Consider the following 24,909-nt stretch of genomic DNA (forward strand, 5'->3'; position numbering starts at 1 on the left):
CTCGACATCACTCACACCTTCCACGATCGGGAATCCACAGTGCACCCAGTCATCGAGCACCCAGATATCGAGAACCCAGCCGACTTCGTACCGTTCGACGAGAGCCGAGCCCGGACGTACCTCGACGCCGGACTCTGGCGCGAGACAACACTTCCCGACGTGTTCACGTCGTGGGTACACCGGTTCGGCTCTCGTCGCGCGGTCGTCGACGAAGCCGAGGAGCTGACGTACGACGAGCTGTATTCGCGTGTACGTGCGACCGCAGCAGGGTTTGCCGACCGCGGGATCGAGCCCGGTGATCGGGTGGTGGTGCAACTGCCCAATTCGGTGTCGTTCGCGGTTGTGCTGTTCGCGTTGCTCGAGTGCGGCGCGGTTCCCGTGCTCACTCTCCCCGCGCATCGTCGACGCGAAATCGTCCATTTGGCAGCCACATCGAAAGCCGTGGCGTACGTGGTCGCGGAGCGGGAGGGACACTTCGACTACCGAGAGCTCGCCGACGAGGTAGTGGCATCGGTGCCGAGCATTCGGAACGTTGTAGTCGATGGTTCGTGCGGCTCGCACAGTCCATTGTCCGGCGTCGTCGGTGCGCCACGGGAGTTTCCACGTGGGTCCGCCGCGGATGTCGCCGTGCTGTTGGTATCCGGCGGAACGACGGGTCTGCCGAAGTTGATTCCGCGTTCCCACAACGACTACGAGTTCAACGCACGGGCGAGCGCCGACGTCTGTGAGTTGACGGCCGACGATGTCTATCTCGCCGTTCTCCCCGCTGCCCACAACTTTCCGCTGGCGTGTCCTGGTGTGCTCGGTGCGCTCGGGGTCGGAGCGACGGTGGTCTTCTCCCGTACCCCCAGTCCGGACCAGGTGTTCGCGCTGATCGAGAGCCGTCGGGTCACGGTGACCGCCCTCGTGCCGACGTTGACGCAGCTGTGGGTCGAGGCCACCGATTGGGAGGAGGCGGACCTGTCCAGTCTGCGGTTGTTGCAGGTCGGTGGCGCAAAATTGACGCCCGAGATCGCCAAGCTCGTCGAACCAGCGCTCGGGTGCCGGTTGCAGCAGGTGTTCGGGATGGCCGAGGGCCTGTTGAACTACACGCGGGCAGGCGACGAACCAGACGTGGTGATCGGCACCCAGGGGCGTCCCCTGTCCGAGCACGACGAGATCAGAATCGTCGACGCCGACGGGAACGACGTCCCGGTAGGCGAGGTGGGCGAGCTGCTCACCCGTGGTCCGTACACCATCAACGGTTACTACGCTGCAACAGAGCACAATACGACGGCCATCACCCCCGACGGCTTCTATCGCAGCGGAGACCAGGTTCGACAGTTGGCCTCCGGTCACCTGATCGTCACCGGCCGGATCAAGGACGTCATCACGCGAAACGGTGAGAACGTCGCGGCGGACGAGCTGGAGGATCTGCTGCTCACTCACCGCGGAGTGGGCCGAGTAGCGGTGATCGGCGTACCCGATCCTGCTGTGGGCGAGAGCATCTGCGCGGTGATCGTGCCGAACGGCGGTGGTCCGAACGACAGTGCTCCGAACGACAGTGTCCCCAGCGTTGCCGAGGTGCGGGCGTTCCTGACCGACGCAGGCTGCGCAGGGTTCAAGCTACCCGACCGGGTGGTGGCACGAACGTCGCTGCCCGTTACGGCAATCGGCAAAGTGGACAAGGCATTGCTCGTCAGGCAGTGCGCCGAGCGGGAGGCGACTCGATGAGCCCGGTGGATCTGGACGACGTCAAGCGTCGACTGCTGCAGGATCGGCTGCGGCGCGCCAGGGGCGGTGGCACCGTCGAGGTCGAGCGCGGTCCTCTCGCGAGTCTCGAATCGCCCGAATACGACGCGCTGAAAGCACGATTCGGATCCATCGACGATGTGTGGCCTCTGTCTGCGCTGCAACTCGGATTGGTCTATCAGGTCGGCGTCGACGCACACGCCGCCGGGCTCTACACCGTTCGGACCGTCGTCGAGGTCGATCGAATTCTGGACGGCGCCAGGGTAAGGCACGCCCTGCAATCGGTGGTCGACACCACCGCGGCGCTGCGCACTGCGTTCGTCACCCTCGAGGGCGAAGCACCGGTCCAGGTCGTCTTGTCGTCCGTCGAGGCACCACTGACGGTGATCGACCTGGGTGGCTGTTCGGCGAACGAGGTGGACGCGGCGTGGAACCGGGTACTCGCAGGCGACCATGACCGGGCATTCGACATCGACGCACCCCCACTGTTCAGGCTGACACTCGTGCACCTTCCCGGCGGCGTCGACCGTCTGTTGACGACCTACTGGTTCGGCTGTTTCGACGGCGGTTCCTCCGCGTTGCTGGTCTCTCGTGTTCTCGAGCTGCACGACGGTGCAGACACGCACGTCGATCACGGCTACCGGGAGTACCTGCGCTGGTTGATCTCTCGCGACCGCTCCGAATCCGAGCAGGCATGGAAATGCTGGTTCGCCGATGTGGACACCCCTACACTCGTGGCCGGCGCGGCCGATGGTGAGGACGAGCCTCCTCGGCAAATCGAACGCCGGCTCTCGGCGGCGGCATCGGGCCGACTCGACAGCATCGCCCGCGAGTCAGGCTCGACACTGTTCACGGTGCTCGCTGCCGCCTGGGCAAGCGTGCTGATGCGTGTATCCGGTCGATCCGACGTGGTATTCGGCACCGCCGTCGCGGGCCGACCGATGGAGGTGCCGGGATCCGAGCGCGCGATCGGGGCCTTCATCAGCACCGTGCCGATCAGAGTCACGGCCCAGGGGTCGGATACAGCCGCGAACATCGCTGCGCGGGTGCAGGATCAGCGACTGGATCTGATGCCGCACGACACGCTCGGCCTGGGCGGTATCCAGAAGGCGATCGGTGCGGGTGCGCTGTTCGACACCCTGCTGGTGCTGCGCAACGCAGCCGGTCCCGCAGCCGATGCGGCCGGCGCGCCGAAGCGGCAGGTGCGGCACATCTCGACCGTCGACGGCTCGGAGTTTCCAGTGTCGATTGCCGTCGATCCCGGAACGGAACTGAACCTGTCGGTGACCTACCTGCCGACGTCGGTGGACGACGAGAGGGCGAGCTACCTGCTCGATTCTTTCGAGCACGTCTTGAATACCGTTGCCGAGCAGTCCGATCTGCCGATCTCACGGTGGCCTGCACCGGCCGACGAATCGGCGAGCATCGCAGACAACGGTTTCGACGACAGGCTCGATCGGCTGCGCGATTCCACGATCGCCGAGTTGCTCGCCGACCGCGCAGCGTCCATCCCCGAGACGACGGCGCTGGTGTTCGGAGACGAACGAGTGACGTTCGGAGAACTGGACTCTCGGGTCGATGCGTTCGCGCGTGCTCTGCTGTGCCGTGGAGCCGGGCCGGAGCGCATCGTTGCCCTCGCGCTGCCGCGGTCCGTAGTGATGGTGGTGGCGCTGTTCGCGGTACTACGCACCGGGTCGGCCTACCTCCCCCTCGAACTGGACTACCCCAACGATCGACTCGACGTCATGTTGGCCGATGCAAAACCGGCGATCCTGGTGACGACCACCGAAACGCAGGCGCGTGGACTGTCCAGCGGTGCCGATCCGATGATCATCGACGATCCCGCTGTGGCCGAGGAATTGGTGGCTCGTGTTGACCCGTCGGAGGCCGTTTCGAGCGAATTCGCGCTCGGCACACCCGGTCGCCTCGAGCACCCGGCCTACGTCATCTACACCTCGGGTTCGACCGGCACACCCAAAGGCGTCGTCACCCCGTACCGGGGCCTGACGAACATGCAGATCAACCACCGAGACGAGATCTTCGGCCCCACCATTGCCACGGCCGGCGATCGGACGCTGCGGATCGCGCACACCGTGTCGTTCTCCTTCGACATGTCGTGGGAAGAGCTGTTGTGGCTCGTCGAAGGCCACGAGGTGCATGTCTGTGACGAGGAATTGCGCCGCGACGGTGAGGCATTGGCGCGATACTGCGAGCAGAACCTGATCGACGTGGTGAATGTGACGCCCACGTATGCCGGGCACCTGCTGGATCTGGGACTGCTGAACGAGCACGACGGGCATCGGATTCCGCTGGTCCTCCTCGGCGGGGAGCCGGTTCCCGATTCGTTGTGGCAGCAACTGGGAGACGTCGGATACAACCTGTACGGCCCCACCGAGTACACGATCAACGCGCTCGGTGGCGGCACGCGGCAGAGCAACGGCCCGTCGATCGGTGGGCCGATCCTCGGTACGCGCGCCTATGTTCTGGACCAGTGGCTGCGACCCGTTCCGGTGGGATCCGTCGGTGAGCTGCACCTGTCGGGTGTCGGTCTGGCCCGCGGCTACCTGCACCGATACGGCCAGACCGCAACCAGATTCGTCGCAGATCCCTGGTCGCCGGGTGAGCGGATGTATCGCACCGGCGATCTGGTTCGGATCAGGCCCGACGGCCTCTTCGACTATCTCGGCCGTGCCGACGACCAGGTCAAGATCCGCGGCTATCGCGTGGAAACCGCGGAAGTCGAGCGGGCAGTGGCGAACTGCCATGCGGTTGCCGGCGCGGTGGTTCGGGCGGTGGAGATCGGCGCGGGCACTCGTGCGCTCGCGGCGTACGTGGTCCCCACCGACGGCGTAGCGTCCGAGGACCGTTCCGCGCTGTTCGGATCGATTCGGGACGAGCTGGCGTCAGTCTTGCCGGAGTACATGGTTCCCACGTTGTTCGCTGCGCTGGAGCGTATTCCGATGACCATCAACGGCAAGCTCGATGTGCGGGCTCTCCCCGCTGTCGATGCCGCGGGCGGGGGCACGTTCGTGCCGCCGCGAACACCGGTGGAGACGATGTTGTGCGAGATCGTCGAGGCGGTTCTCGGGGTCGGCCGGGTGGGTATCGACGACGATTTCTTCGCCCTCGGCGGTGACAGCATCACCTCACTCGCTGTGGCGTCGCGGGCGCGCACGGCGTCCATCCCGCTGGCACCGCGGGAGGTGATGCGCAAGCGAACGGTGCGGATGTTCGGGGCGGAGCTCGTCACCGAGGACACCGCCCGACCCGCGGTATCTGCCGAGGCGGCCACCGTGGATCTGTCCCAGGACGAGCTCGACGAATTCGAAAGCAGCATGTGAGTGACGAACACGACGGCCGAGACCGCGGCAACTCCGCAATCCAAGATCGCTGCAGTTCTGCCGCTCACCGCGCTGCAGGTCGGAATGTATCTGCAGTCGAGTCTTGCTGCAGCGAAACAGGATCCGTACCTCTCGCAGACGGTGTTGAACCTGACCGCCCCGGTTCGAGTCGACCGCCTCACTCGAGCTCTCGAGCACCTACTCGAGCGTCATCCGAACATCAAAGCGTTACTGCGCCAGCGCCGCAACGGTGATCTGGTGTGGGTGGTTCCGCGCGCGTCGACACCGGAACTGACAGCTGTCGAAGATGACTGGAACGATCATCTCGACCGCGACAGGGCCGCCGCCTTTGCGTTCTTCGACGGGCCGTTGATTCGGTTCTCGTATTCGGTCGGCCCCCGGCCGCCGCGGGTACTGATCACCTACCATCACGCCCTGATGGACGGATGGTCCGAGGCCATCTTCGTTCGGGAGCTCGTAGCTCTCTACGAGGGTGGAGAGTCGGCTGCGTTGCCGCCGGCGCCGGACTACCGCAATTACCTTGCGTGGACGGCAGGTCAGGACCGCGACGCGGCCAGGGCGCACTGGGCGGATCACCTCGACGGCGTCGAGCGCCCCACGTTGATTGCCGGTGATGCACCGCAATCGAATTCGTGCTCGCGGATCGATCTCGACATCGACGAGGCGCTGGCCCGACGTGTGGCGAACTATGCGCGCAGCCGCGGTGTGACGACGAACGTGGTGGTGCAGGTTGCCTGGGCGTCGACGCTCGCGGCTCGCACCGGAGCAGACGACGTGACGTTCGGAATGGCTGCCTCTCTGCGGCCGTTCGATCTCGACGGTGCGGACGCGATGGTCGGTCTGTTGCTCAACACCGTGCCCGTTCGGATTCGATTCGGTACGTGCGGGTCCGTCGCGGATGTGGTCGATCGCCTGCAGGCAGATCACCTCGACCTGGAAGAGCACCGATTTCTGGGACTGTCCGAGATCGCTGGAACCGTGGGTGGCGGTGCGCTTTTCGATACGATCGTCGTGTATCAGAACTACCCGGCACTACCTTCCGATGCGAGCGCTGCCGTCGACGAGGTCACGGTGCTGGGCGCTCACATGAGTTTTCCGATGGCTCTGATCGTCGGTCCCGACCCTGCTCTGTGGGCTTTCGTGCTGCACGACGACGCAGCCGTCGATCATCGTTCGGCCACGTTGTGCGCCGAGACCTTCGTCGAGATGCTCGACCGGATGACGAGCGGTTCGGACGTCGATATGCTGCAGCTCCTCTCGGCCCCTGATGGTCAGGGATACAGCGTCGGCCCGGAACGGGCAGTGTCGACACTGGAGGTGGCCCTCGCCGACAGGTTCGCGCAGTCGAGCGAGGACATCGCGTTGACGGTCGGTGGTGACGCGATCACCTACACCGAACTCCGATCCCGGGTGGCCGAGGTGTCGGCCCGGCTACGCAGCCGGGGTATCGGGACCGAGAGCCGCGTCGCGATTTCTCTCGGCAGGGGCATCGACATGGTGGCGGCACTGCTCGCGACCATCGACGTGGGTGCGGTGTTCGTACCCATCGACATTCGCTACCCGCGCGAGCGCATCGACTACGTGCTCGCAGACTCTCGCTACGACATTCTGTTGGTCGACGATGCCACCCCCACCGCGCTGACCGCTCTCGAGACCGCGACGAGAATCGATTCCAGCTCGGCTATCGAGGTGGTGGAAGAACCGTTCGCTCGAAGCATCCCGGGCAAGTGCGGGGCCTATCTGGTGTACACCTCGGGTTCGACCGGAACGCCCAAGGGAGTGCTGGGAACCAGAAGCGCGCTGGCCAATCGTCTGCACTGGGCAACGCTGCACTGGGGCGGTCCGACGAGCCGGATCGCCAAGAGCTCACTGTCGTTCATCGACGGAGCAACCGAACTGCTGACCGGAATTCTTGCGGGCCAACGCCTGGTGTTGGCGCAGGATCACGAGTATGCCGATGCGAGGGCGTTGGTCGAGCTTCTCGCTCGATCCGGGGCCCAGCAGATCACCGCCGTGGGGTCACTCGCCGCGGCATTGGCGACGACGTCGCCGCAGGAATGCGGTTCGCTGACCAGTTGGATCCTCAGCGGAGAGCCGTTGACCAGCAACACGATCGATGCGATCGGACGCGCCACGCCCGATGCGTCGGTGCACAACTCCTACGGTTCCTCCGAGGTGGCGGGCGACGTTGCCGTGCACAGGGTCGCAAGCGACCCGGCCGTCATCGGAACGGCGGTGGACAACACGGTCCTCGGCGTGCTCGACGACCGACTGAGTACGCTGAGAACAGGGATCGGCGGTGAACTCTACGTCTCGGGCGTGCAGGTCGCCCGTGGATATTTCGGTAAACCGGTAGAGACCGCCGCACGGTTCGTTGCAGACCCGGGCGGGGACGGCGGCCGGATGTACCGCACGGGTGACCGCGCCCGCATTCTCGACGACGGTTCGCTCGAATTCCTCGGACGTGCCGACCGGCAGGTCAAGGTCCGGGGCCATCGCGTCGAGCCGGGGGAGATCGAAAACCTCACTGCCGATATCGAATCCGTGGATGCGTGCGCTGTGGTCGCGGTGACCGACCACGCGGGAGCAACTGTGCTCGTTGCCTACGTGACCCCCGGCGATGTCGATGCCGCCGCGCTACGGGACGTCCTGCGGCGTCGGGTGCCCGAATATCTGGTGCCGGCGTTCTGGGTAGCGATCGACCGCCTGCCGAGTACTCCCAACGGCAAGACGGACTTGGTGGCGCTGACGCAGCGCGGTATCCCAGAGACCGGACCGAGCCGGTCACGAGCAGCTGCCAGCGACGACGAGCGTTGCCTCGTCGAGCTGTTCGCCGACGCGACTCGTGCGAGTGTCGAGTCGATCGGGGTCGACGACGATTTCTTCGCATTGGGCGGCGACAGCATCACCGCCATCACCATGGTCCATCACGCGCGGGGTGCCGGATTGGTGATCACGACCGCGGACGTCTTCGAGTGCCGCACTGTCGCTGGACTGGTCGAGCGAGCCGGACGCAACGAAACCGTCGGCGCTGCAGCAGAACCCGACAACAAAGCGCCGCTTCTGGACGCACAGGACCTGACCGAGTTGCGCGCACTCCGTATCGATCCCGAGCTCGCACGTCCGGCAACTCCGCTGCAGCAAGGTCTGGCATTCCAGTCGGTCGCTGCAGGGGACGGACTCGAGGAAATCTACGTCATCGCCACCGAGTTCGAGGTACGAGGCGAGCTACACGTCGGAGAACTCGAGGACGCGCTCGACGCACTGTCCGAGCGCCACCCGGCTCTGCGCTCACGCTTTCTCACCCTGAGTACGGGGGTCACCGTCGCGGTCCGCGACACGGAACGAGTGCACGTGCGCAGGCACGTGGTCGACGATCCGGAATCACCCTCGGCGCGCGCTCTGGTCGACGGGGATCGAGCCCCCTTCGACATCGAGCACGGCCCCCTGGTGCGAGTTCTCTTGCTGGGCTGCGGGGAACAGCTGCATCGGGTGGTACTGACCGTGCATCACCTTCTCGTCGACGGTTGGTCGATGGGGACCGTCGGCACCGAGTTGTTCATGCTCTACCGTGGTCGAGATCCAGCGGCTCCGGCGTCGTTCGACGACTACCTTCGTTGGCTGTCGCGGCGGGACGGCTCGTCCATCGATGTGTGGCGTCGAGCGCTCGGCGGCGACGTGGTGCCGACAATCCTGGCACCGACCGCCTCGCCGTCCGAGGAGCGATCCGAGGCTCGAGAGATCGAAATGCGGTGGGATGCGCAGGACACTGCACGCCTGGCCGCCTCCGCTCGTCGTCGATCGGTGACCGCGAGCGAATTGATCAATGCGGCATGGGCCGTGGTGCTCTCGGCGTTCACCGATTCCGGATCGGTGATGTTCGGATCCACGGTGTCGGGACGCCCGACCGACCTGGACCGTGTCGGCGACATGGTCGGTCTGTTCATCAACACCATCCCGGTGCGCGTCGACATCGGGCCCGACGCCACCGTGTCGTCGGTTCTCGCGGGCCTCCGCAATTTCTCCGTCGCTGTGGCAGCACACCATCACGTCGGTCTCGCTGACATTCAGAAGGCACTCGGCGGGGGAACGCTGTTCGACACCCTCGTGGTGTTCGAGAACTTCGCTGCCGCGGATACCTCCGGTGTCGATACCGAGGACTTCTCGGTCTCGGTCGCTGGGTTCCACACGGTGACGCACTACCCGTTGACCTTGACGGTGTTTCCGGGCAAGGAACTGCGGTTGGTGGTGGAATACCGAAGCGACGCAGTATCGGTCGAGCTGGCCCGGGCGGTTGCGTCGGCCGTGACGGCAGTGCTTCGGATATTTGCCGACGCGGGGGATCCACCCATTGCGTCGGTGCCCCTCGTGGACGAGGCAACGGCGTACCGGCTCACCGACGAACAGGCCGGCATCGCGCGCACCTATCCGTCCGAGACGTTGGTCGAACTCTTTGCCGAACAGGTGGCGCTGCAGCCCGATGCGATCGCCGTTCAGGACGCCGCCACGGCACTGACGTTCGCCGAGTTGGACTGCGTGTCCAACAGAACCGCACGGTGGCTCATCGGTGCAGGTGTGGGTGCCGAGGACCTCGTGGCCGTCATGGCCCCGCGCACCGCGATCACGATGGCGGCCATCCTCGGCGTGATGAAGTCCGGGGCCGCGTATCTGCCCATCGATCCGAACTGGCCGGCCGAGCGCACCGGCCAGATTCTCGACGACGCACAGCCGGTGGTCACGGTGACCACGGATTCCGTTGCGTCGCTTGCTACTTCACCCGCCGATTCGGTCGGCATCACCGATGCCGAACGGCGGGCACCGTTGCATCCCGACCACCCTGTGTATTCGATCTACACCTCGGGCACGACAGGTGTGCCCAAGGGCGTTCTGGTTCCACACCGTGGCCTGACGAACCTGTACCGCTCGCATCGCGAGAACGTGCACGAACCGGCTGCCCGACGCGCGGGCAAGTCGACTCTGAACGTGGCGCACGCGTGGTCGATGGCGTTCGACGCGTCCTGGCAGCCGCAACTGTGGCTGTTCGGCGGCCACACAGTGCATTTGATCGATCCCGAGACAGTCCTCGACCCAGTGGAACTGACGGCTCGGTTGACCGCGCTGTCGGCAGACTTCATCGAGGTCGTGCCGTCGTTGCTCGAGCAGATGATGAGATCGGGTTCGATCGACACACTCTCGACGGTCGGGGTCGGGGGAGAAGCAGTGTCTGCCGAGCTGTGGAATCGGTTGCGCAGCATGCAGAATCTGGTGGCGTACAACTTCTACGGGCCGACCGAAGCGACGGTCGATGCGGTGTACACGTCCACCGAACTGTCCTGTGATCCGGTGATAGGCCGGCCGGTGACCAACATGCGGGCCTATGTGCTGGACAGAAGTCTTCGACTGGTGCCGCCCGGTGTGTTCGGCGAGCTCTACCTCGCCGGGCCCGGCGTCGTGCGGGGATACCGGAATGCGCCGGGGCGCACGGCACACCGATTCGTTGCCGATCCCTTCACGGCAGACGGCACGCGGCTCTACCGGACCGGGGACCTCGTCGCGTGGACCGAGAACGGCACACTGCGGTACGGGGGACGCTCGGACGATCAGGTGAAAATTCGCGGTCACCGCGTCGAAGTGGGCGAGGTCGAGGTCCGGCTGCGCGAGTTCGACGCCGTGGCCGACGCGCGGGTGGTGGTGCGAGGTTCCGAGAACGGCAATGCCGCACTCGCCGGCTATGTGGTGGCAGAACAGGGACATTCGCTCGATACCGACGTCGTCCGTGCCCGGCTGCGCGGTCTGCTGCCGTCGTACATGGTGCCGGCGTCGCTGACCGTGCTCGACGCGTTTCCGGTCCTGCCGAACGGCAAGCTCGATGCTTCTGCACTGCCCGAACCCGAGCTCGCGACGCGCTCCGGCCGTCCCCCGAATACCGATGCGGAGCGGCAGATCTGCACGGCCGCAGCCGCGGTGCTGCACGTGACCGAGGTCGGCGCCGACGACGACTTCTTCGACCTGGGCGGAGACAGCATCATGGCGATGGAGCTGGCCGCGAGGCTTCGGTCGGCGGGCCTCGCGGTGTCGCCGCGGCACATCGTGTTCCTTCGGACACCGGAAAGTATTGCAGAAGAGCTTGTTTCGACACGGTCGCAGCCCGATGTCGTCGCGATCGATCCGTACGGAACCGTGCCGTTGACACCCATAGTGCAGTGGATGGACGCGCTCGACGGGCCCATCGACGAGATCTCGCAGGCGGTGTTGCTCGAGGTCCCGGCGTCGCTCACCGAGGATTCGTTGACGGAGCTCATCGCCCTGCTGGTGGCCAGGCATCCGATTCTGCACTCGTGCTTCGAGCGCAATCCCGGCTCCGAGTCGATCTTCACGGTGTTGCCCGACGGTACTGCCGACGTGCGTCGGTGGATACGCATCGTCGATGTCGACGGATTGAGCGAGTCCGATTTGGCCGCCCGTGTCGGTGACGAGTCGCGAACTGCGCGAAACCGATTGAGTCCAGGCGACGCGAGGATGGTCGACATCGTGTGGCTGCGACACCGAACCGACCCACAATCGTCCGGAGAGCTGCTGATCACGCTGCATCACCTCGTGGTCGACGGCGTGAGCTGGCGGATCCTGTTGCCCGATCTGGTCGCGCTGTGGACAGCGCTGGGGAAGCAGACACCCACCGTGCGAAGCCCGATCGGTCCGTCGATGCGGCAGTGGGCGCACGAGGTGCTCGCGCTCGCAACCGCACCTCGGGTCTTCGCCGATCTCGACTACTGGGCGAGCGTCGGCGACGGCGCGACGTCGATCCCTCTGACGCGTCCGCTCGACCCGGCGGTCGATACGGGTGCCCGCGTGCGCACCGTCGACTTCGCGCTGCGGCAGGACGAGAGCGCGCACCTGTTGTCGGCCGCCACAGTTCGCCTCGGCGTCTCCGTCGAACACCTGTTGTTGGCCACTTTTGCAGCTGCAACGGCGGAGTGGATCGACAGTGAGATCACGACCACGCAGTCGTTCCTGGTGGACGTCGAAGGTCACGGACGGACGGGGGTCGCGTCGGATCGGGTGGATGGTTCGTCGGTGGTCGGCTGGCTCACGGCAGTGTTCCCGCTGCGCATCACCGCGCGGAGCGAGGATTACCGCACACTGATCGCGTCCGAGGCGAATTGTGCTGCTGCAGAATCTGTTCTGTACGAATTGGCGGAATCGGCCAGGCAGTCGAGGGAGTCCGTACCGGGGGATGGATCCACGTACGGAATGCTGCGGTGGATGGGCGGCGATGCCCAAGAGGTGCTGCGCCGAACTCCTGCTGCAGCAATCGAATTCAACTACCTCGGTCGTTTCGACGCGGGAACCGGCGGGCCGTTCGGTGCCAGCCGGTTGCGTAGCAGTCTCGACTCGACCCCCGGTGTGGCGACACCGTGCAGCTATGCGCTGATCGTGGACAGTTACATCCACGACGAGCACGGCTCGTCGGTACTGGGGGTGACGATGACCTGGCCCGGGGAGGTGCTCGACGGCGTCGAGAAACTCGCGACGTTGTGGCACGAGGCGTTGTCTGCAACGTGTCGAATCCTTGACACCGCGGCAAGCTAGTGAGGCAAGCATTACCTCATTAGTGTTACCTTGTCAGTCGCCTCACCCGGTCGGGTGTGGGACGCCGAAGCGCGTGGTCGAGTCGAGAGGTACCGAGCAACGATGAAGGTTCGTACGAAGTGGACGAGGAGCGCCGCGTCGATTGCGCTCGCCGGAGGGCTCACCATCGCTCTCGCCGCCGGCTGCAGCAGTACCGAGGAAGCGCCGGCAACCGAGTCCACTACCGCTGCGGCGGAATCGGCATTCCCGGTCACCATCGATTCCGCACTCGGATCCGCGACGATCCCCGAGGCTCCGACGCGCATCGCCACCTGGGGTTGGTCCAACCAGGACGCCGTTCTCGCCCTCGGAGTCGTGCCCGTCGCCATGCCGACCTTCGACGGCGCACAGTACGGAGCTGACGACCGCGGCATCTTGCCGTGGGACGCGAAAGCGCTCGCCGACCTGGGCGGAGAGACCCCGACGCTGCTGACCGGCGACGGAACCGGAGCGGTCCCGGTCGAGCAGTTCGCCGCCGCCGCCCCGGATCTGATCTTCGCCCCGTACTCGGGATTGACCCAGGAAGAGTTCGACAAGCTCTCCGACATCGCACCGGTCGTCGCGTACCCGGACGAGCAGTGGACGACCTCGTGGGAAGACCAGCTCACCATCGCGGGCAAGGCCCTCGGTAAGGAGAAGGAGGCCGCAGATCTGGTCTCCGGAGTCGAAGGTTCCATCTCCGACGCGGCCGCGAAGTATCCGGCGCTGCAGGGCAAGACGGTCACCATCGCACTCCCCAATGCCCCCGGCACGTTCGCCGTCAGCAAGGACGACGACGTCCGTGTCGAGTTCCTCGAACAGCTCGGTCTTGTGAACGAGCCCACCATCCAAGAGGTCGACCCGGCCAAGGATCCCGATGCCGTGTACTTCGAGCTCAGCCTCGAGCAGGCCTCTCTGCTGAAGTCTGATGTGCTGTTCGTCGTCGCCTACGACAAAGAATCGCTCGGCGGCTTCCTGGCCGAACCGGCTGTGGCCTCTCAGCCCGTGCTGGCGCAGGGTCGTACCGCATCCACCGAAAGCCTCAGCGTCGACAAGAACTTCGCGTTCGGCGGCCTGACGGTGCTCACCATTCCGTACATCCTCGACGACGTGGCATCGGCGCTGAACACCGCCGCCGAGAACGTCCAGGGCTGATCCGAGCCCAGGCCCACCCGACGCACCACACATCTGCATTCCCGCTAAGGAGCGTGTTTCACAGTGGCAAGGTCTCATCGACTTCAGGTCGTCTTTCCCGAAGTCATCCGAACGGCCACCGTGATCGACACGCAGCAACTCAGTTCGGGAATGCGCAGGATCGTGTTGGGTGGGCCGCAGCTGCGGGAATTCTCGCGAGACGGCTTCGACTTTCCGGCGCTGCGTAGCGAGGGATTCGACGACTTCGTCCGCCTGTTCTTCCCGCTCGACGACAACGGCACGATGGCTCTACCGGTGCAACACGAGCGCACAGTGGAGTGGCCGCGGGACCCGCGGCCACTGACCCGCAACTACACCGTGCGCACCGTCGATGCCGAGACTGCCGAAGTGACGCTCGATTTCGTCACTCACGACACTGGAATCGCGTCGACGTGGGGGCGTCGCTGCGCCGTGGGTGATTCCATCCCACTGCTGGGCCCGGTGCGCTCGGGTCACGCACCCGCCGAGGTGGATTGGGTGTTGCTCGTCGGCGACGAGACCGCGTTGCCTGCTGTTGCTCGTTACCTCGACGAAGCCGGAGCAGGTGAGCGAATCCGGGTGTTCGTCGAGGTGGCCGACGCCGAGCGAGAACTACCACTGCCGACGGCCGCCGACGCCGAGATCACCTGGGTCCACCGCGACGGCGCGGTTGCCGGCACCGGAGATCTGCTGGAAACAGCCGTACGTAGTGCGCCCTGGTGGGAGGGAACCGCGTTTGCCTGGGTAGCAGGCGAATCCACAACACTCAAAGGCATCAGGCGATACCTGCGCGAGGATCGCGCGATGCCGCCGGAGATGGTCGAGGTCACCGGCTACTGGCGTCGCGCAGAGGTTCTCACCCGCGCGGACGATCCGGAAGTTCCCGATCTGAACGCCCGCGAATCCGAGCCGTTCGACAGGCTCGCCGAACGAGCGGAAATGTTCTCCCCCTTCGCGATCAGGGCCGCCAACACGTTGCGTATCCCGCTGCATGTTTCTCGCGGCATCCGCACCGTCGACGAACTGGCCACGGCCACCGGCACCGATGCGCGGGCCTTGGCGAAATTCGTCCGCTACCTGCGGTCTGTCGACGTTCTCACCGAGGATTCGGACGGCGGTGTGATTCTCGCCGATATCGGTGAAGCCATGCTCGGTGACGACTGGATTTCGCACTGGCTGGATTTCGACGGTATCGAGGCGCGAGTGGAATTGTCGATCACCGGACTCGTCGAGAGCCTGCGCACCGGCGCTGCCAGTGCGAGCCTGCTGACCGGCAAGACGTTGAGCGAGGACCTCGCCGGCTCGCCTCGGCTGACGGAACTGCATCACAACCACATTGCGGACGAGGCAGCATTTCTGGGTCCTGCTCTGGTCCAGGACTATTCGTTCGACGGCCTGTTCACGGTGGCGGTGACCGGTGCCGCATCCGGGGTGGTGCTCGGCTCGATCCTGACGGGCCACGACGCGATGTCGGCAACCGTTCTCGGACTACCGAGCGAGCTCGACCTCGTCCGACGAGATCTGCAGAAGTGGCCGGAACTGCACGGGCGCGTGATCGAATGCGCTCAGAGTGTCGTGTCCGAACCGCGCAACAACCCTGCGGGTGGGTTCGACGCATACCTGTTGCTCGAGGTCACCGGCCACTACCGCGACGACGATCTGGCGTTGCTGCTGGCGAGCGCGGCAGCAGGCCTGTCCGAGAGCGGGAAACTGATTGTGGTGGAACGACTGTCGGACGATGGTGTGATCAACGAGGATCAGGCCGAGTTCGATTTGTTGATGCTCTGTATGCACGGCAGTGGAGTGCGAACCAGAGCCGAGTTCGAGTCGGTCGCAATCGCAGCAGGCCTGGTGGTGACCGCGTCTCGTCTCGTCGGCTGGGGTATCGCGGTCCTCGATCTGCAGCGTGCGACCGAAGCCGTTGTGCGCCAAGGGTAGTTAGGTTAGCGTTGCCTATCGAAGGCGCGCAGCAATGCCTCGAGCATGTCGGTTGCGCGCGATGCGCGGTCCAGGACCGAATCACCGTCAGGAGTGCACACACTATGACCGTTGTCGAAGAGACGGCGTCGGGCACGGCCGAGACCACCACCCTGCAGTACGGATTGCAGACGGTGGTCACACTGGCCGAATCCGGCTTGTTCGACGAGTACGTCGTGTACGAGGACAGAGGACGCTGGGTGTTCGCGGGCGGCGTGGTCGCTCGCATCGTCCTGCAACCGGATGTCGTCACGACCACGTGGGGGAGCGGCGAGCCGACGGTGCGTCGGTGGTCGGGTAGTCCGTCGACGGCGCTGCGGGAGGCCTGCGACGGTCTGACCCGAGAATCCTGGAATGCGTACGGGTTCGTCGGATTCGGGTTCGCGGCCCATCTGCACGGTGTGACGGGCTCGTGCGACTCCGACGAGGTGCTCGGTCATCTGGTCGTACCCCGCGTCGAGGTCCGATTCTGTGCCGACCACCACGACGTCGAGGTGACCGGGAGCGAGGAGGACCGCGACGCGGTGCTGGCCGTACTCGCGGACGCCTCCGCCGAGGAGCCGCCTACAGTGCATTCGATCGATGTCGGCGGAGATCTCGACGACTATCGCGCTCGGGTACAGCAGGCCGTCACGGAAATTCACCGCGGTGACTACGCCAAAGTGATTCTCTCTCGCACGGTGCGCATTCCGTTCGATCTGGACATGCCGGGCACCTACCGAGCCGGACGCGCGGCGAACACCCCGGCTCGCTCGTTCCTGCTTCACCTGGGCGACCTGCGTGCAGCAGGCTTCAGCCCGGAACTGGTTGCGTCCGTGGACGCACACGGTGTGGTCACCACCGAACCGCTGGCAGGCACGCGGGCCTTCGGTCTCGGCTCCGAGGCCGACTCCGCAGCGAAGACCGATCTCGAACAGGATCCCAAGGAGATCACCGAACACGCTGTGTCCGTCCGTACCTCGTTCGAGGAGCTCGAATCCATCGCGTGCCCTGGGTCGACCGCGGTCTCGGATTTCATGAGCGTGCGCGAGCGTGGAAGCGTCCAACACCTCGCATCGACCGTGCGGGCACGCCTGCGTGAGGACCTGTCCTGCTGGGACGCCTTCGGGGCGCTGTTCCCGGCCGTCACGGCGTCGGGAATTCCCAAACGGGAGGCCATCGAGGCCATCGGGAGGCTCGACGACCCTCGCGGCCTGTACTCGGGTGCCGTCGTGAAGGCGTCGTCCACGGGGGAACTCGAAGCAGCCCTTGTGCTTCGAGCCGTCTACGAACAGCGCGGATCGGCATGGCTGCGCGCCGGTGCCGGCATCGTCGGCCAGTCGACACCCGATCGCGAATTCGACGAAACCTGCGAGAAGCTCGCCAGCGTTGCCCCATATCTCGTCCGCACGAAGGAGGAAGACGCCTGATGCATCGCACCATGTTGGGTGGAAAGATCCACCGCGCCACAGTCACTCATGCCGATCTGCACTACGTCGGCTCGATCACCATCGACTCCACGCTGATGCACGCCGCCGATCTGATCGAGGGTGAGCAGGTCCACGTCGTCGACATCACCAACGGAGCGCGACTGGTGACGTACGTGATCGAAGGACATCCCGGTTCCGGAGTCATCGGAATCAACGGTGCCGCAGCGCATCTGGTCTCACCGGGCGATCTGGTGATCATCATGTCGTTCCGGCAGGTGGAAGATTCGGAGCTGTCGGCGCACAGTCCTTCGGTGGTGCACGTCGACTCTGCCAACGAGATAGTGGCCCTCGGAGTCGATCCGTCCGAGCCGGTTCCGGGCGCGCTGGACCAGCTGTCCGGGGCGAGCGTTCGATGACATCGCACGAGAACTACGACATCGTCGGAGTCGGATTCGGGCCGTCCAATCTCGGTCTGGCCATCGCGATCGAGGAACACAACCGAACGTGCGCGCCGGCCGAGCGGCTGACCTCGTGCTTCATCGAGTCCAAGGACGAATTCGCCTGGCATCCCGGAATGCTGTTGCCGGGGACGACGATGCAGATCTCGTTCCTCAAGGACTTGGCCACCCAGCGCAACGCCGGCAGCGAGTACACATTTCTGGCCTATCTGTCCGAACAGGGCCGACTCAACCACTTCATCAATCTGCAGACGTTCTTCCCGAGCCGGCTCGAGTTCCACGACTACCTGTCGTGGGCCGCAGGCAAGGTCGACGCGACGGTGCACTACGGCACCCGAGCGGTCGATGTCGTCGACACCGGTGACGGTTTCGGCGTCCGCACCGAGGGCCGACGAAGCGGCACCGTGCGCGGTCGAAACATCGTGCTGGCCGGTGGTTTGACGGCCACCCTGCCCGACGGGGTGACCGCGTCGGCGCGGCAGTTTCACAATCACGACCTGCTCGGGCACCTGGACCGACTGCCGTCGCAAACGCATCGTACGTTCGTCGTCGTCGGTGCGGGGCAGAGCGCTGCCGAGGTGGTGGACTACCTGCACTCGACCTACCGCGATTCCTCGGTGCACGCGGTGCTCCGCAAGTACGGGTACAGCCCGGCCGACGACAGCCCCTACGCCAATCGCATCTTCGATCCGACGGCCGTCGACGACTTCTATTCGTCGTCGCACACGCTGCGTGATCAGTTGCTGCACTATCACCGCGGCACGAACTATTCCGCGGTCGATCTGCCGCTGATCGAAGAGTTGTACGCGCGTGAGTACGCCGAACGAGTCAGCGGAGAGCGCCGGCTGTTCGTGCACGGAGCATCGCGATTGGTCGACGCCGTCGAGGACCAGTCCGGCGTCCGGGCTGCCGTCGAGCACGGCCCTACCGGGCTGACCGAGGACGTACTGTGCGACGCTGTCGTCTATGCCACCGGCTTCACGTCCCTCGATCTCCCCGAGATCCTCGGTCCGCTGTTCGACGCCGTCGAGTTCGACACTCGCGGTCCGCGCGTGACGCGGGACTATCGGCTCGTCCTGCGTGAACCGAGCGCGGGGTCGATCTATCTGCAGGGCGGGACCGAGCACACGCACGGTCTGACGTCGTCGCTGCTGTCCAACATCGCTGTTCGTAGCGGTGAGATCGTGAAGTCCGCCGTGAGCACGAGGGTGCGAACGGTGGTGTGAATCGGGTGCGTACGAGCGTGGGCGACGAGCCGGAACAGCGAGATGTTCCGGCCGAAGTCGTCGGTCTCGCGCGCACCGATGCACGGCGGGCCGCAGGGCTGTTCGTCGTCATCGGAATCCTCGCCGCGCTGTGCCTGGTGAGTATCGCGGTGGGTACCGAATACATCCCCCTCGGTTCGGTGTGGCACGGCCTGTTCTTCTCCGACGGGTCGACCGAATCCGTGATCATCCGCGAACTACGGCTGCCGAGAACAGTTCTCGGCCTTCTCGTCGGGGCGGCGCTCGGGGTTGCCGGTGCACTGATTCAGGCGATGACGCGAAATCCTCTGGCCGACCCGGGCATCCTGGGTGTCAACGCCGGGGCGGCGTTCTTTGTCGCAATCGCCGTCGGCGTGCTGGGCTTCACCAGCATCGACTCCTACATCTGGTTCGCGTTCGCCGGTGCCGCGCTCGCCGCGGTCGCGGTGTACGCACTGGGGTCGATGGGGCGAGCGGGCGCGACGCCGGTTCGCCTGACGCTGTCCGGAATTGCGCTCGGTGCGGTACTCGGCGGAATCACCTCCGGCATGCTGCTGCTCGACCCGGATGCCTTCGACCGCATGCGGTTCTGGAGCGCGGGATCCTTGGCCGGGCGCGGCCTGGACATCGTGACGGCGACCGGCCCGTTCATCGTCACCGGGCTACTGCTGGCTGCCCTCGTCGCACGTCCGCTCAACGCGATCGCACTCGGTGACGATCTGGCGCAGTCTTTGGGGGCACGAGTAATTCGGACGCGCATCATCGGTGTCGTTGCGGTGACTCTGCTCGCCGGTGCTGCGACGGCGGCGGCCGGGCCCATCGGGTTCGTCGGACTGATGATCCCGCACATGGTGCGGTGGTTCGTCGGGCCGGATCAGCGCTGGATTCTGATCTACACGGTGTTCGCGGCACCGGGACTACTTCTGCTTGCCGACGTGCTGGGGCGCATCGTGATTCGGCCGGGTGAGCTGCAGGTGGGGATAGTGACCGCATTCGTCGGCGCTCCGGTACTGATCGTGCTGGTCCGCCGGAAGAAGGCGAGCGGCCTGTGACCCCGGGGCGGCGCGGCACCGTGGACTTCGGACGGCGGCTGTGGATCTTCGGAGTCAAGGATCGGGTGGACGGCCGAATCGACATCCGGACGGTAGCGGTCTGTGCCGCACTGCTGCTCGTGACTGCCGTGATCGCCGTCGTCGCGATCGGCACCGGTGATTATTACGTTCCTCCCAACGAAGTACTCGCCGCAGTGTTCGGTGATGCGTCACGCATCACCGAGATCATCGTGATGGAGTGGCGGTTTCCTCGGGTGGTCCTGGCGTTCCTGTTCGGCGGTGCCCTCGGCGTTTCCGGTGCGGTTTTTCAATCATTGACGCGAAACCCGTTGGGCAGCCCGGACATCATCGGATTCGCAACTGGCGCGTACACAGGCGCGCTCGTCGTGATCCTCACCCTCGGCGGTGGTTACTACCAGACCGGAGCGGGCGCGCTCGTGGGCGGACTGGCCACGGCCGCCGCGGTGTATCTGCTTGCCTACAAGCGCGGCGTGCAGGGCTTTCGGCTGATCATCGTCGGGATCGCCGTCAGCGCGATGTTGGCCTCGATCAACACCTGGTTGGTCGTCGAGGCCGATCTGGACGACGCGATCGCGGCCGCCATCTGGGGCGCGGGAAGTCTCAACGGGTTGGGGTGGGCCCAGGTGTGGCCCGCTCTGGCTGTGTCGGCCGTCATCGCCCCGTGCCTGGCAGTGTTGTCGCGTCGGCTGCCGATGCTGGAGATGGGGGACGACGCGGCACGAGCGCTCGGGGTGCGGGCAGAACCGACGCGTCTGATGCTGGTTTTTCTGGGCGTCGCATTGATCGCATTGGTCACCGCGGCCGCGGGACCCATCTCGTTCGTCGCGCTCGCTGCGCCGCAACTCGCGCGTAGGCTCACCGGCACCTCGGGAGTGGCGATGGTACCCGCAGCCTGCATGGGGGCGCTGCTGCTCGTGGTCAGTGACGTTGTTGCACAGCGCGCCTTTGCCCCGACTCAGCTGCCGGTCGGCGTCGTGACCGTATCGGTCGGCGGCGCATACTTCGTGTGGTTGTTGGCGCGGGAAGGCAGGATGCAGTGACAAAGCCTCGATTGCACACCGACGACATCACGGTCGGATACGACAAGAGCGTGATCATCGAGAACTTGACCGTCGCGATTCCCGACGGCAAGTTCACCGTCATCGTCGGGCCCAACGCCTGCGGCAAATCGACGCTGCTGCGGGCGCTGTCGCGGCTGCTGAAACCTTCGCGAGGGGCCGTTCTGCTGGACGGCAACGAGATTGCGTCGTATCCGGCGAAGGAAGTGGCTCGACGCCTCGGCCTGTTACCCCAGACCTCGATCGCCCCTGACGGTATCTCGGTGGCCGATCTCGTTGCGCGAGGACGATATCCGCATCAGAAGTTGATCCGGCAGTGGTCGACGGCTGACGAGGCTGCCGTGGTCCAGGCCATGGACGCCACCGGCGTGACGGCGCTGTCGGCCCGGCAGGTCGACGAACTGTCCGGTGGACAGCAGCAACGAGTATGGGTGGCAATGGTTCTCGCGCAACAGACACCGCTGTTGCTTCTGGACGAGCCGACGACGTTTCTCGACATCGCCCACCAGATCGAGCTTCTCGACTTGTTGGCCACACTGCCCCGCGAGAACGGCAACACTCTGGTCGCGGTGCTGCACGACCTCAACCACGCCTGCCGGTACGCCGATCACATCATCGCGATGAAGGACGGTGCCGTGGTCACCGAAGGTCCGCCGGCCGAGATCGTCACCGCCGAGTTGGTCGAGTCGGTGTTCGGTCTGCCGTGCCGCATCATCGACGATCCGGAATCGCATACGCCGCTGGTGATTCCTCGGGTGGTTCCTCGGGTGAGAACGACGACGATCGGCGATACCGCCGGCACATAGTAGGTAAGCCTTGGTTTACACTCGGCAAAACGGACCTTCGGGTTCGAGTGAAGATCTCGAAAGGATCCATCAGTGCCGAGTTGGAAGCAGCCCGAAGCAGGCCGTCGCCGTACACATACCGAGCGACGGGCCCATCGCGTCGTTGCTCTCGCCTCGGCGGCACTCGTCGCCCTCGGCTCGGCCGCCTGCAGCTCCGAGCCCGCATCGAACGAGGGAGTGGGAACATCTGCGAGTGACACCCGGGTGATCTCGACCGACCAGGGCGAGGTGATCGTTCCGGCGGACCCGCAGCGCATTGCCGTGCTGTCCGCGGGCCTGGCGGGCTACCTGTTCACTCTCGATGCTCCCGTCACCATCGCCGACACTCGGCTGCTCGGAGTGACCAATCTCGACGGCGGTTTTCCGCCGCAGTGGGCCGAGAAGGCGCAGGCACAAGGCACTCTGGAGTTGCCGGCCGGAGATCAGCTCGACCTCGAAGCCATCGCACAGGCCGCGCCCGATCTCATCATCGGTGGAGGGCAAGGCTTCGCAGCTGTTCTGGCGCAGCAATCATATGAGCAGTTGACCCAGATCGCACCGACCGTGCTGGTCCCGTCGAGCGTCACTACCTGGCAGGGCGAGCTCGAGGAGGTCGCCGAGGCCGCCGGTGAATCCGACAAGGTCGAGGCACTGATGACGGCCTACGAAAACAGGGTTTCCGAGGTGAAGGATTCGATCGCTGTTCCCGGCTCGCCGGTGTCGTACCTGCTCTCGTTGAGCACGAACGAGCCCTCGTTCATTCCGCAGACCGCGGCATTGCCGACGTTGCTCGAGTCGGTCGGATTCGAGCCCGATGACGTCATCACCAAAGCGAACAACCCGGAGCTGTACGGCTCGGGTGATTCGTTCGTGGTCAGCCCCGAATTACTCGCGCCGATCGCCAGTGCTCCCGTGATGTTCGTAGTTCCGGTGGCGGGTCGGAGTCTGTCCGAGCTGCAACGAGACTCGGCGTACTCCAGTCTTCCTGCCTTCGCATCGGGCAGGGTATACGAGCTTCCGGCCACGAGCTACCGCCCGGATTACGACGGTGTGATGGGCACGCTGGACATCGTCCAGCGGATGTTCGCGGTGTAATCGAGATCTATACGAAACCGAAGGAGAGCCCTCGATGGCGGGGACCGTGCGCGAGGTTCGAGTTTTTCCGATCTGTATGCGGGAACTCGACGTACTGGCCGTGGAAGACGTGACGCCCGGGATGCGGCGCGTCGTCGTGGGCGGTCCGTCGATGGATGCGCATGTGCGTGACGGCGTCGAGCTGCCACCGGTGCGTAGCACCGGATTCGATGACGACGTCAAAGTCCTTCCGGTGGATCCGATTACCGGGAAGCTGCCGTTTCCGGTGCCCGAGAACGCGGGTGACGGAACGGTCGACTGGCCACCGGGATCGTTCCCGTACGGCCGGACCTACACGGTGCGTCGTTTCGATGACGAGCGCCGGGAGATGGCTCTCGACTTCGCGGCTCATGAGGGTGGACTGGCAGCCGACTGGGCCAAGACGGTCCAGCCCGGCGAGAAAATTCTCGTTGCCGGACCCAAGCATTCGGCCGGACTGCCCGTCGGCGTCGACTGGATGTTGATCGCCGGCGACGAGACTGCGTTGCCCGCAATCGCGCACTGTCTGGAGAAGTTGCCCGCTGATCTACCTGCCACGGTGGTCATCGAGGTTTCCGAGCACGCACACCGGCAAGAGCTGACAAGCGCTGCGCCGGTGGATATCACCTGGCTCTGTCGGACCGACAGTGGCGGCGAGTCACGCTTGGTGGAGACGGTGCAGCGTGCGCAGTGGCGTCCCGGACAGCCCTACCTGTGGGTGGCGGGGGAGGCGTCGACGATCAAACCGCTGCGTCGCTGGGCGAAGGTGGACAAGGACATTGCGAAGCAATTCGTCGAGATCGCCGGGTACTGGAAGCGACGCGAGATCGCAGCCGTCGGATCATCGGCGGAGTCGGATCCCGATGTCCAATTGCATGAGTTGTCGGAGTTGTTGCCGCCGTTCGCCATTCGTACCGCCGTCACCGTCGGTATCTTCGCCGCGATCGACGGCGGGGCAGGCACGCCGTCGGACATCGCAGCTCGATGTTCGACGCATCCCGGTGCCACCGCCAAGCTACTGCGGCATCTGGTTCTGATGGGACTGTTGACCACCGACGGCACTCGTTTCGGACTCTCCGAGATGGGTGCGCTCCTCAGCGACCCGGACGCCTTCGTCACTCAGTCGTTGAATTTCGACAGGATTCATTCACGACTGGACATGGCGTTCCTCGGCCTTCTCGACACCGTACGGAGCGGGGCGCCGGCGCGGCAGCACGGCTTCGTCGACAAGATGAGCGAGGACGGGTTCGCTGCTGACTTTCACGAAGAAACAGCGTTCGGTGCCGTGTATCGAGCGCCCGCGCTGCCCGATGCAGTCGACCTGGAGGGAATTCGGACCGTCGCGATCTACGGCGAGGGCGGTGGTGTGTACGCGGATACGCTGGCGCGCATGCACCCCGACCTGACGCTACGTCTCGTCGGACTCCCCGCTCAGGGCGATCGGACGGCAGCTGATGTGGCTCCGTCGCGTCGGGACCTGGTCGAACGCATCGACGCCAGTGAATTTGTTCCGTTGGCCGAGCCTGTCGATCTGGTGATCGCGGCCGACGTGCTCGATTCTCACCCCGACGCCGATGCCCGAGTGCTGCTCGAGGCACTGGGAAATTCGGGGCGGCGAGTGGTGCTGATCACCGACCTGCTCGATCCCGACACCGCCGATGATCATGACACGGAGGACGACCTGTTGCGGCTGTGTCTGTACGGCTCGGGTCGTCGCAGTGCAGCGGAAGTGCGGGAGTTGGTCGTCGGGTCGGGATTTGAGCCGCCCCGTTTCGGATCGCTGGGTTGGGGCTCGACCATCGCCGAGTTCGGCGGACATGCTTACCGGGGTTAGCCTGAGGGTTCTCGGAAGAAACGACGAGATATGTATCGAGGACGA

General features: G+C 65.2%; 13 protein-coding genes. All 13 read left to right on the forward strand.

From position 1 onward, the window contains the following. Window positions 1-39 precede the first annotated feature (39 nt). Window positions 40-1,713, forward strand: a complete 1,674-nt coding sequence (locus ASG84_RS07265) for a (2,3-dihydroxybenzoyl)adenylate synthase (RefSeq protein WP_200936521.1) — start codon at window positions 40-42, stop codon at window positions 1,711-1,713. Further along, on the forward strand, window positions 1,710-5,072 hold the full coding sequence (locus ASG84_RS07270; protein WP_156399412.1) for a non-ribosomal peptide synthetase: 3,363 nt from the start codon (window positions 1,710-1,712) through the stop codon (window positions 5,070-5,072). Before ASG84_RS07265 ends, ASG84_RS07270 begins: the two co-directional genes overlap by 4 nt. After that, window positions 5,073-12,683, forward strand: coding sequence for a non-ribosomal peptide synthetase (locus tag ASG84_RS07275; protein ID WP_057476340.1), 7,611 nt, complete (start codon window positions 5,073-5,075; stop codon window positions 12,681-12,683). It abuts the gene before it with no gap. Window positions 12,684-12,785: 102 nt separating this feature from the next. Further along, window positions 12,786-13,856 (forward strand): ABC transporter substrate-binding protein, encoded by a 1,071-nt coding sequence (locus ASG84_RS07280; RefSeq protein ID WP_057476341.1) that lies wholly within the window; start codon window positions 12,786-12,788, stop codon window positions 13,854-13,856. Between the two features lie 63 nt (window positions 13,857-13,919). Further along, window positions 13,920-15,812: a siderophore-interacting protein gene (locus tag ASG84_RS07285; RefSeq protein WP_156399413.1), complete on the forward strand. Its 1,893-nt coding sequence runs from the start codon at window positions 13,920-13,922 to the stop codon at window positions 15,810-15,812. Window positions 15,813-15,916: 104 nt separating this feature from the next. Beyond that, a complete protein-coding gene (locus ASG84_RS07290) occupies window positions 15,917-17,260 on the forward strand; it encodes a salicylate synthase (protein ID WP_057476343.1) in 1,344 nt (447 codons plus the stop codon). Beyond that, window positions 17,260-17,676 carry an aspartate 1-decarboxylase gene (gene panD, locus ASG84_RS07295; protein ID WP_057476344.1) on the forward strand — a complete coding sequence of 139 codons (417 nt, stop codon included), beginning with the start codon at window positions 17,260-17,262 and terminating at the stop codon, window positions 17,674-17,676. The genes ASG84_RS07290 and panD overlap by 1 nt, the downstream gene beginning before the upstream one ends. Further along, on the forward strand, window positions 17,673-18,944 hold the full coding sequence (locus tag ASG84_RS07300) for a lysine N(6)-hydroxylase/L-ornithine N(5)-oxygenase family protein (protein WP_057476345.1): 1,272 nt from the start codon (window positions 17,673-17,675) through the stop codon (window positions 18,942-18,944). The genes panD and ASG84_RS07300 overlap by 4 nt, the downstream gene beginning before the upstream one ends. 5 nt (window positions 18,945-18,949) lie before the next feature. Further along, a complete protein-coding gene (locus ASG84_RS07305) occupies window positions 18,950-20,014 on the forward strand; it encodes an iron chelate uptake ABC transporter family permease subunit (protein WP_057476402.1) in 1,065 nt (354 codons plus the stop codon). Beyond that, window positions 20,011-21,075: a FecCD family ABC transporter permease gene (locus tag ASG84_RS07310; RefSeq protein ID WP_057476346.1), complete on the forward strand. Its 1,065-nt coding sequence runs from the start codon at window positions 20,011-20,013 to the stop codon at window positions 21,073-21,075. The genes ASG84_RS07305 and ASG84_RS07310 overlap by 4 nt, the downstream gene beginning before the upstream one ends. After that, the gene (locus ASG84_RS07315) at window positions 21,072-21,899 is read left to right on the forward strand and encodes an ABC transporter ATP-binding protein (protein ID WP_156399414.1); all 828 of its coding nucleotides are present in this window, start codon (window positions 21,072-21,074) and stop codon (window positions 21,897-21,899) included. Before ASG84_RS07310 ends, ASG84_RS07315 begins: the two co-directional genes overlap by 4 nt. 72 nt (window positions 21,900-21,971) lie before the next feature. After that, window positions 21,972-23,012: an ABC transporter substrate-binding protein gene (locus ASG84_RS07320; RefSeq protein ID WP_057476348.1), complete on the forward strand. Its 1,041-nt coding sequence runs from the start codon at window positions 21,972-21,974 to the stop codon at window positions 23,010-23,012. Window positions 23,013-23,046: 34 nt separating this feature from the next. Further along, a complete protein-coding gene (locus tag ASG84_RS07325; RefSeq protein WP_057476349.1) occupies window positions 23,047-24,864 on the forward strand; it encodes a siderophore-interacting protein in 1,818 nt (605 codons plus the stop codon). Window positions 24,865-24,909 lie beyond the last annotated feature (45 nt).

Source organism: Rhodococcus sp. Leaf278 (assembly GCF_001426085.1).
In the GTDB taxonomy this organism is placed as follows: Bacteria; Actinomycetota; Actinomycetes; order Mycobacteriales; family Mycobacteriaceae; genus Rhodococcoides.

Bases quoted from the DNA above. Each gene is read 5' to 3' on its own strand.
- ASG84_RS07290 (WP_057476343.1), top strand. From the start codon at position 15,917: ATGACCGTTGTCGAAGAGACGGCGTCGGGCACGGCCGAGACCACCACC.
- panD (WP_057476344.1), top strand. From the start codon at position 17,260: ATGCATCGCACCATGTTGGGTGGAAAGATCCACCGCGCCACAGTCACT.
- ASG84_RS07280 (WP_057476341.1), top strand. From the start codon at position 12,786: ATGAAGGTTCGTACGAAGTGGACGAGGAGCGCCGCGTCGATTGCGCTC.
- ASG84_RS07300 (WP_057476345.1), top strand. From the start codon at position 17,673: ATGACATCGCACGAGAACTACGACATCGTCGGAGTCGGATTCGGGCCG.
- ASG84_RS07270 (WP_156399412.1), top strand. From the start codon at position 1,710: ATGAGCCCGGTGGATCTGGACGACGTCAAGCGTCGACTGCTGCAGGAT.
- ASG84_RS07325 (WP_057476349.1), top strand. From the start codon at position 23,047: ATGGCGGGGACCGTGCGCGAGGTTCGAGTTTTTCCGATCTGTATGCGG.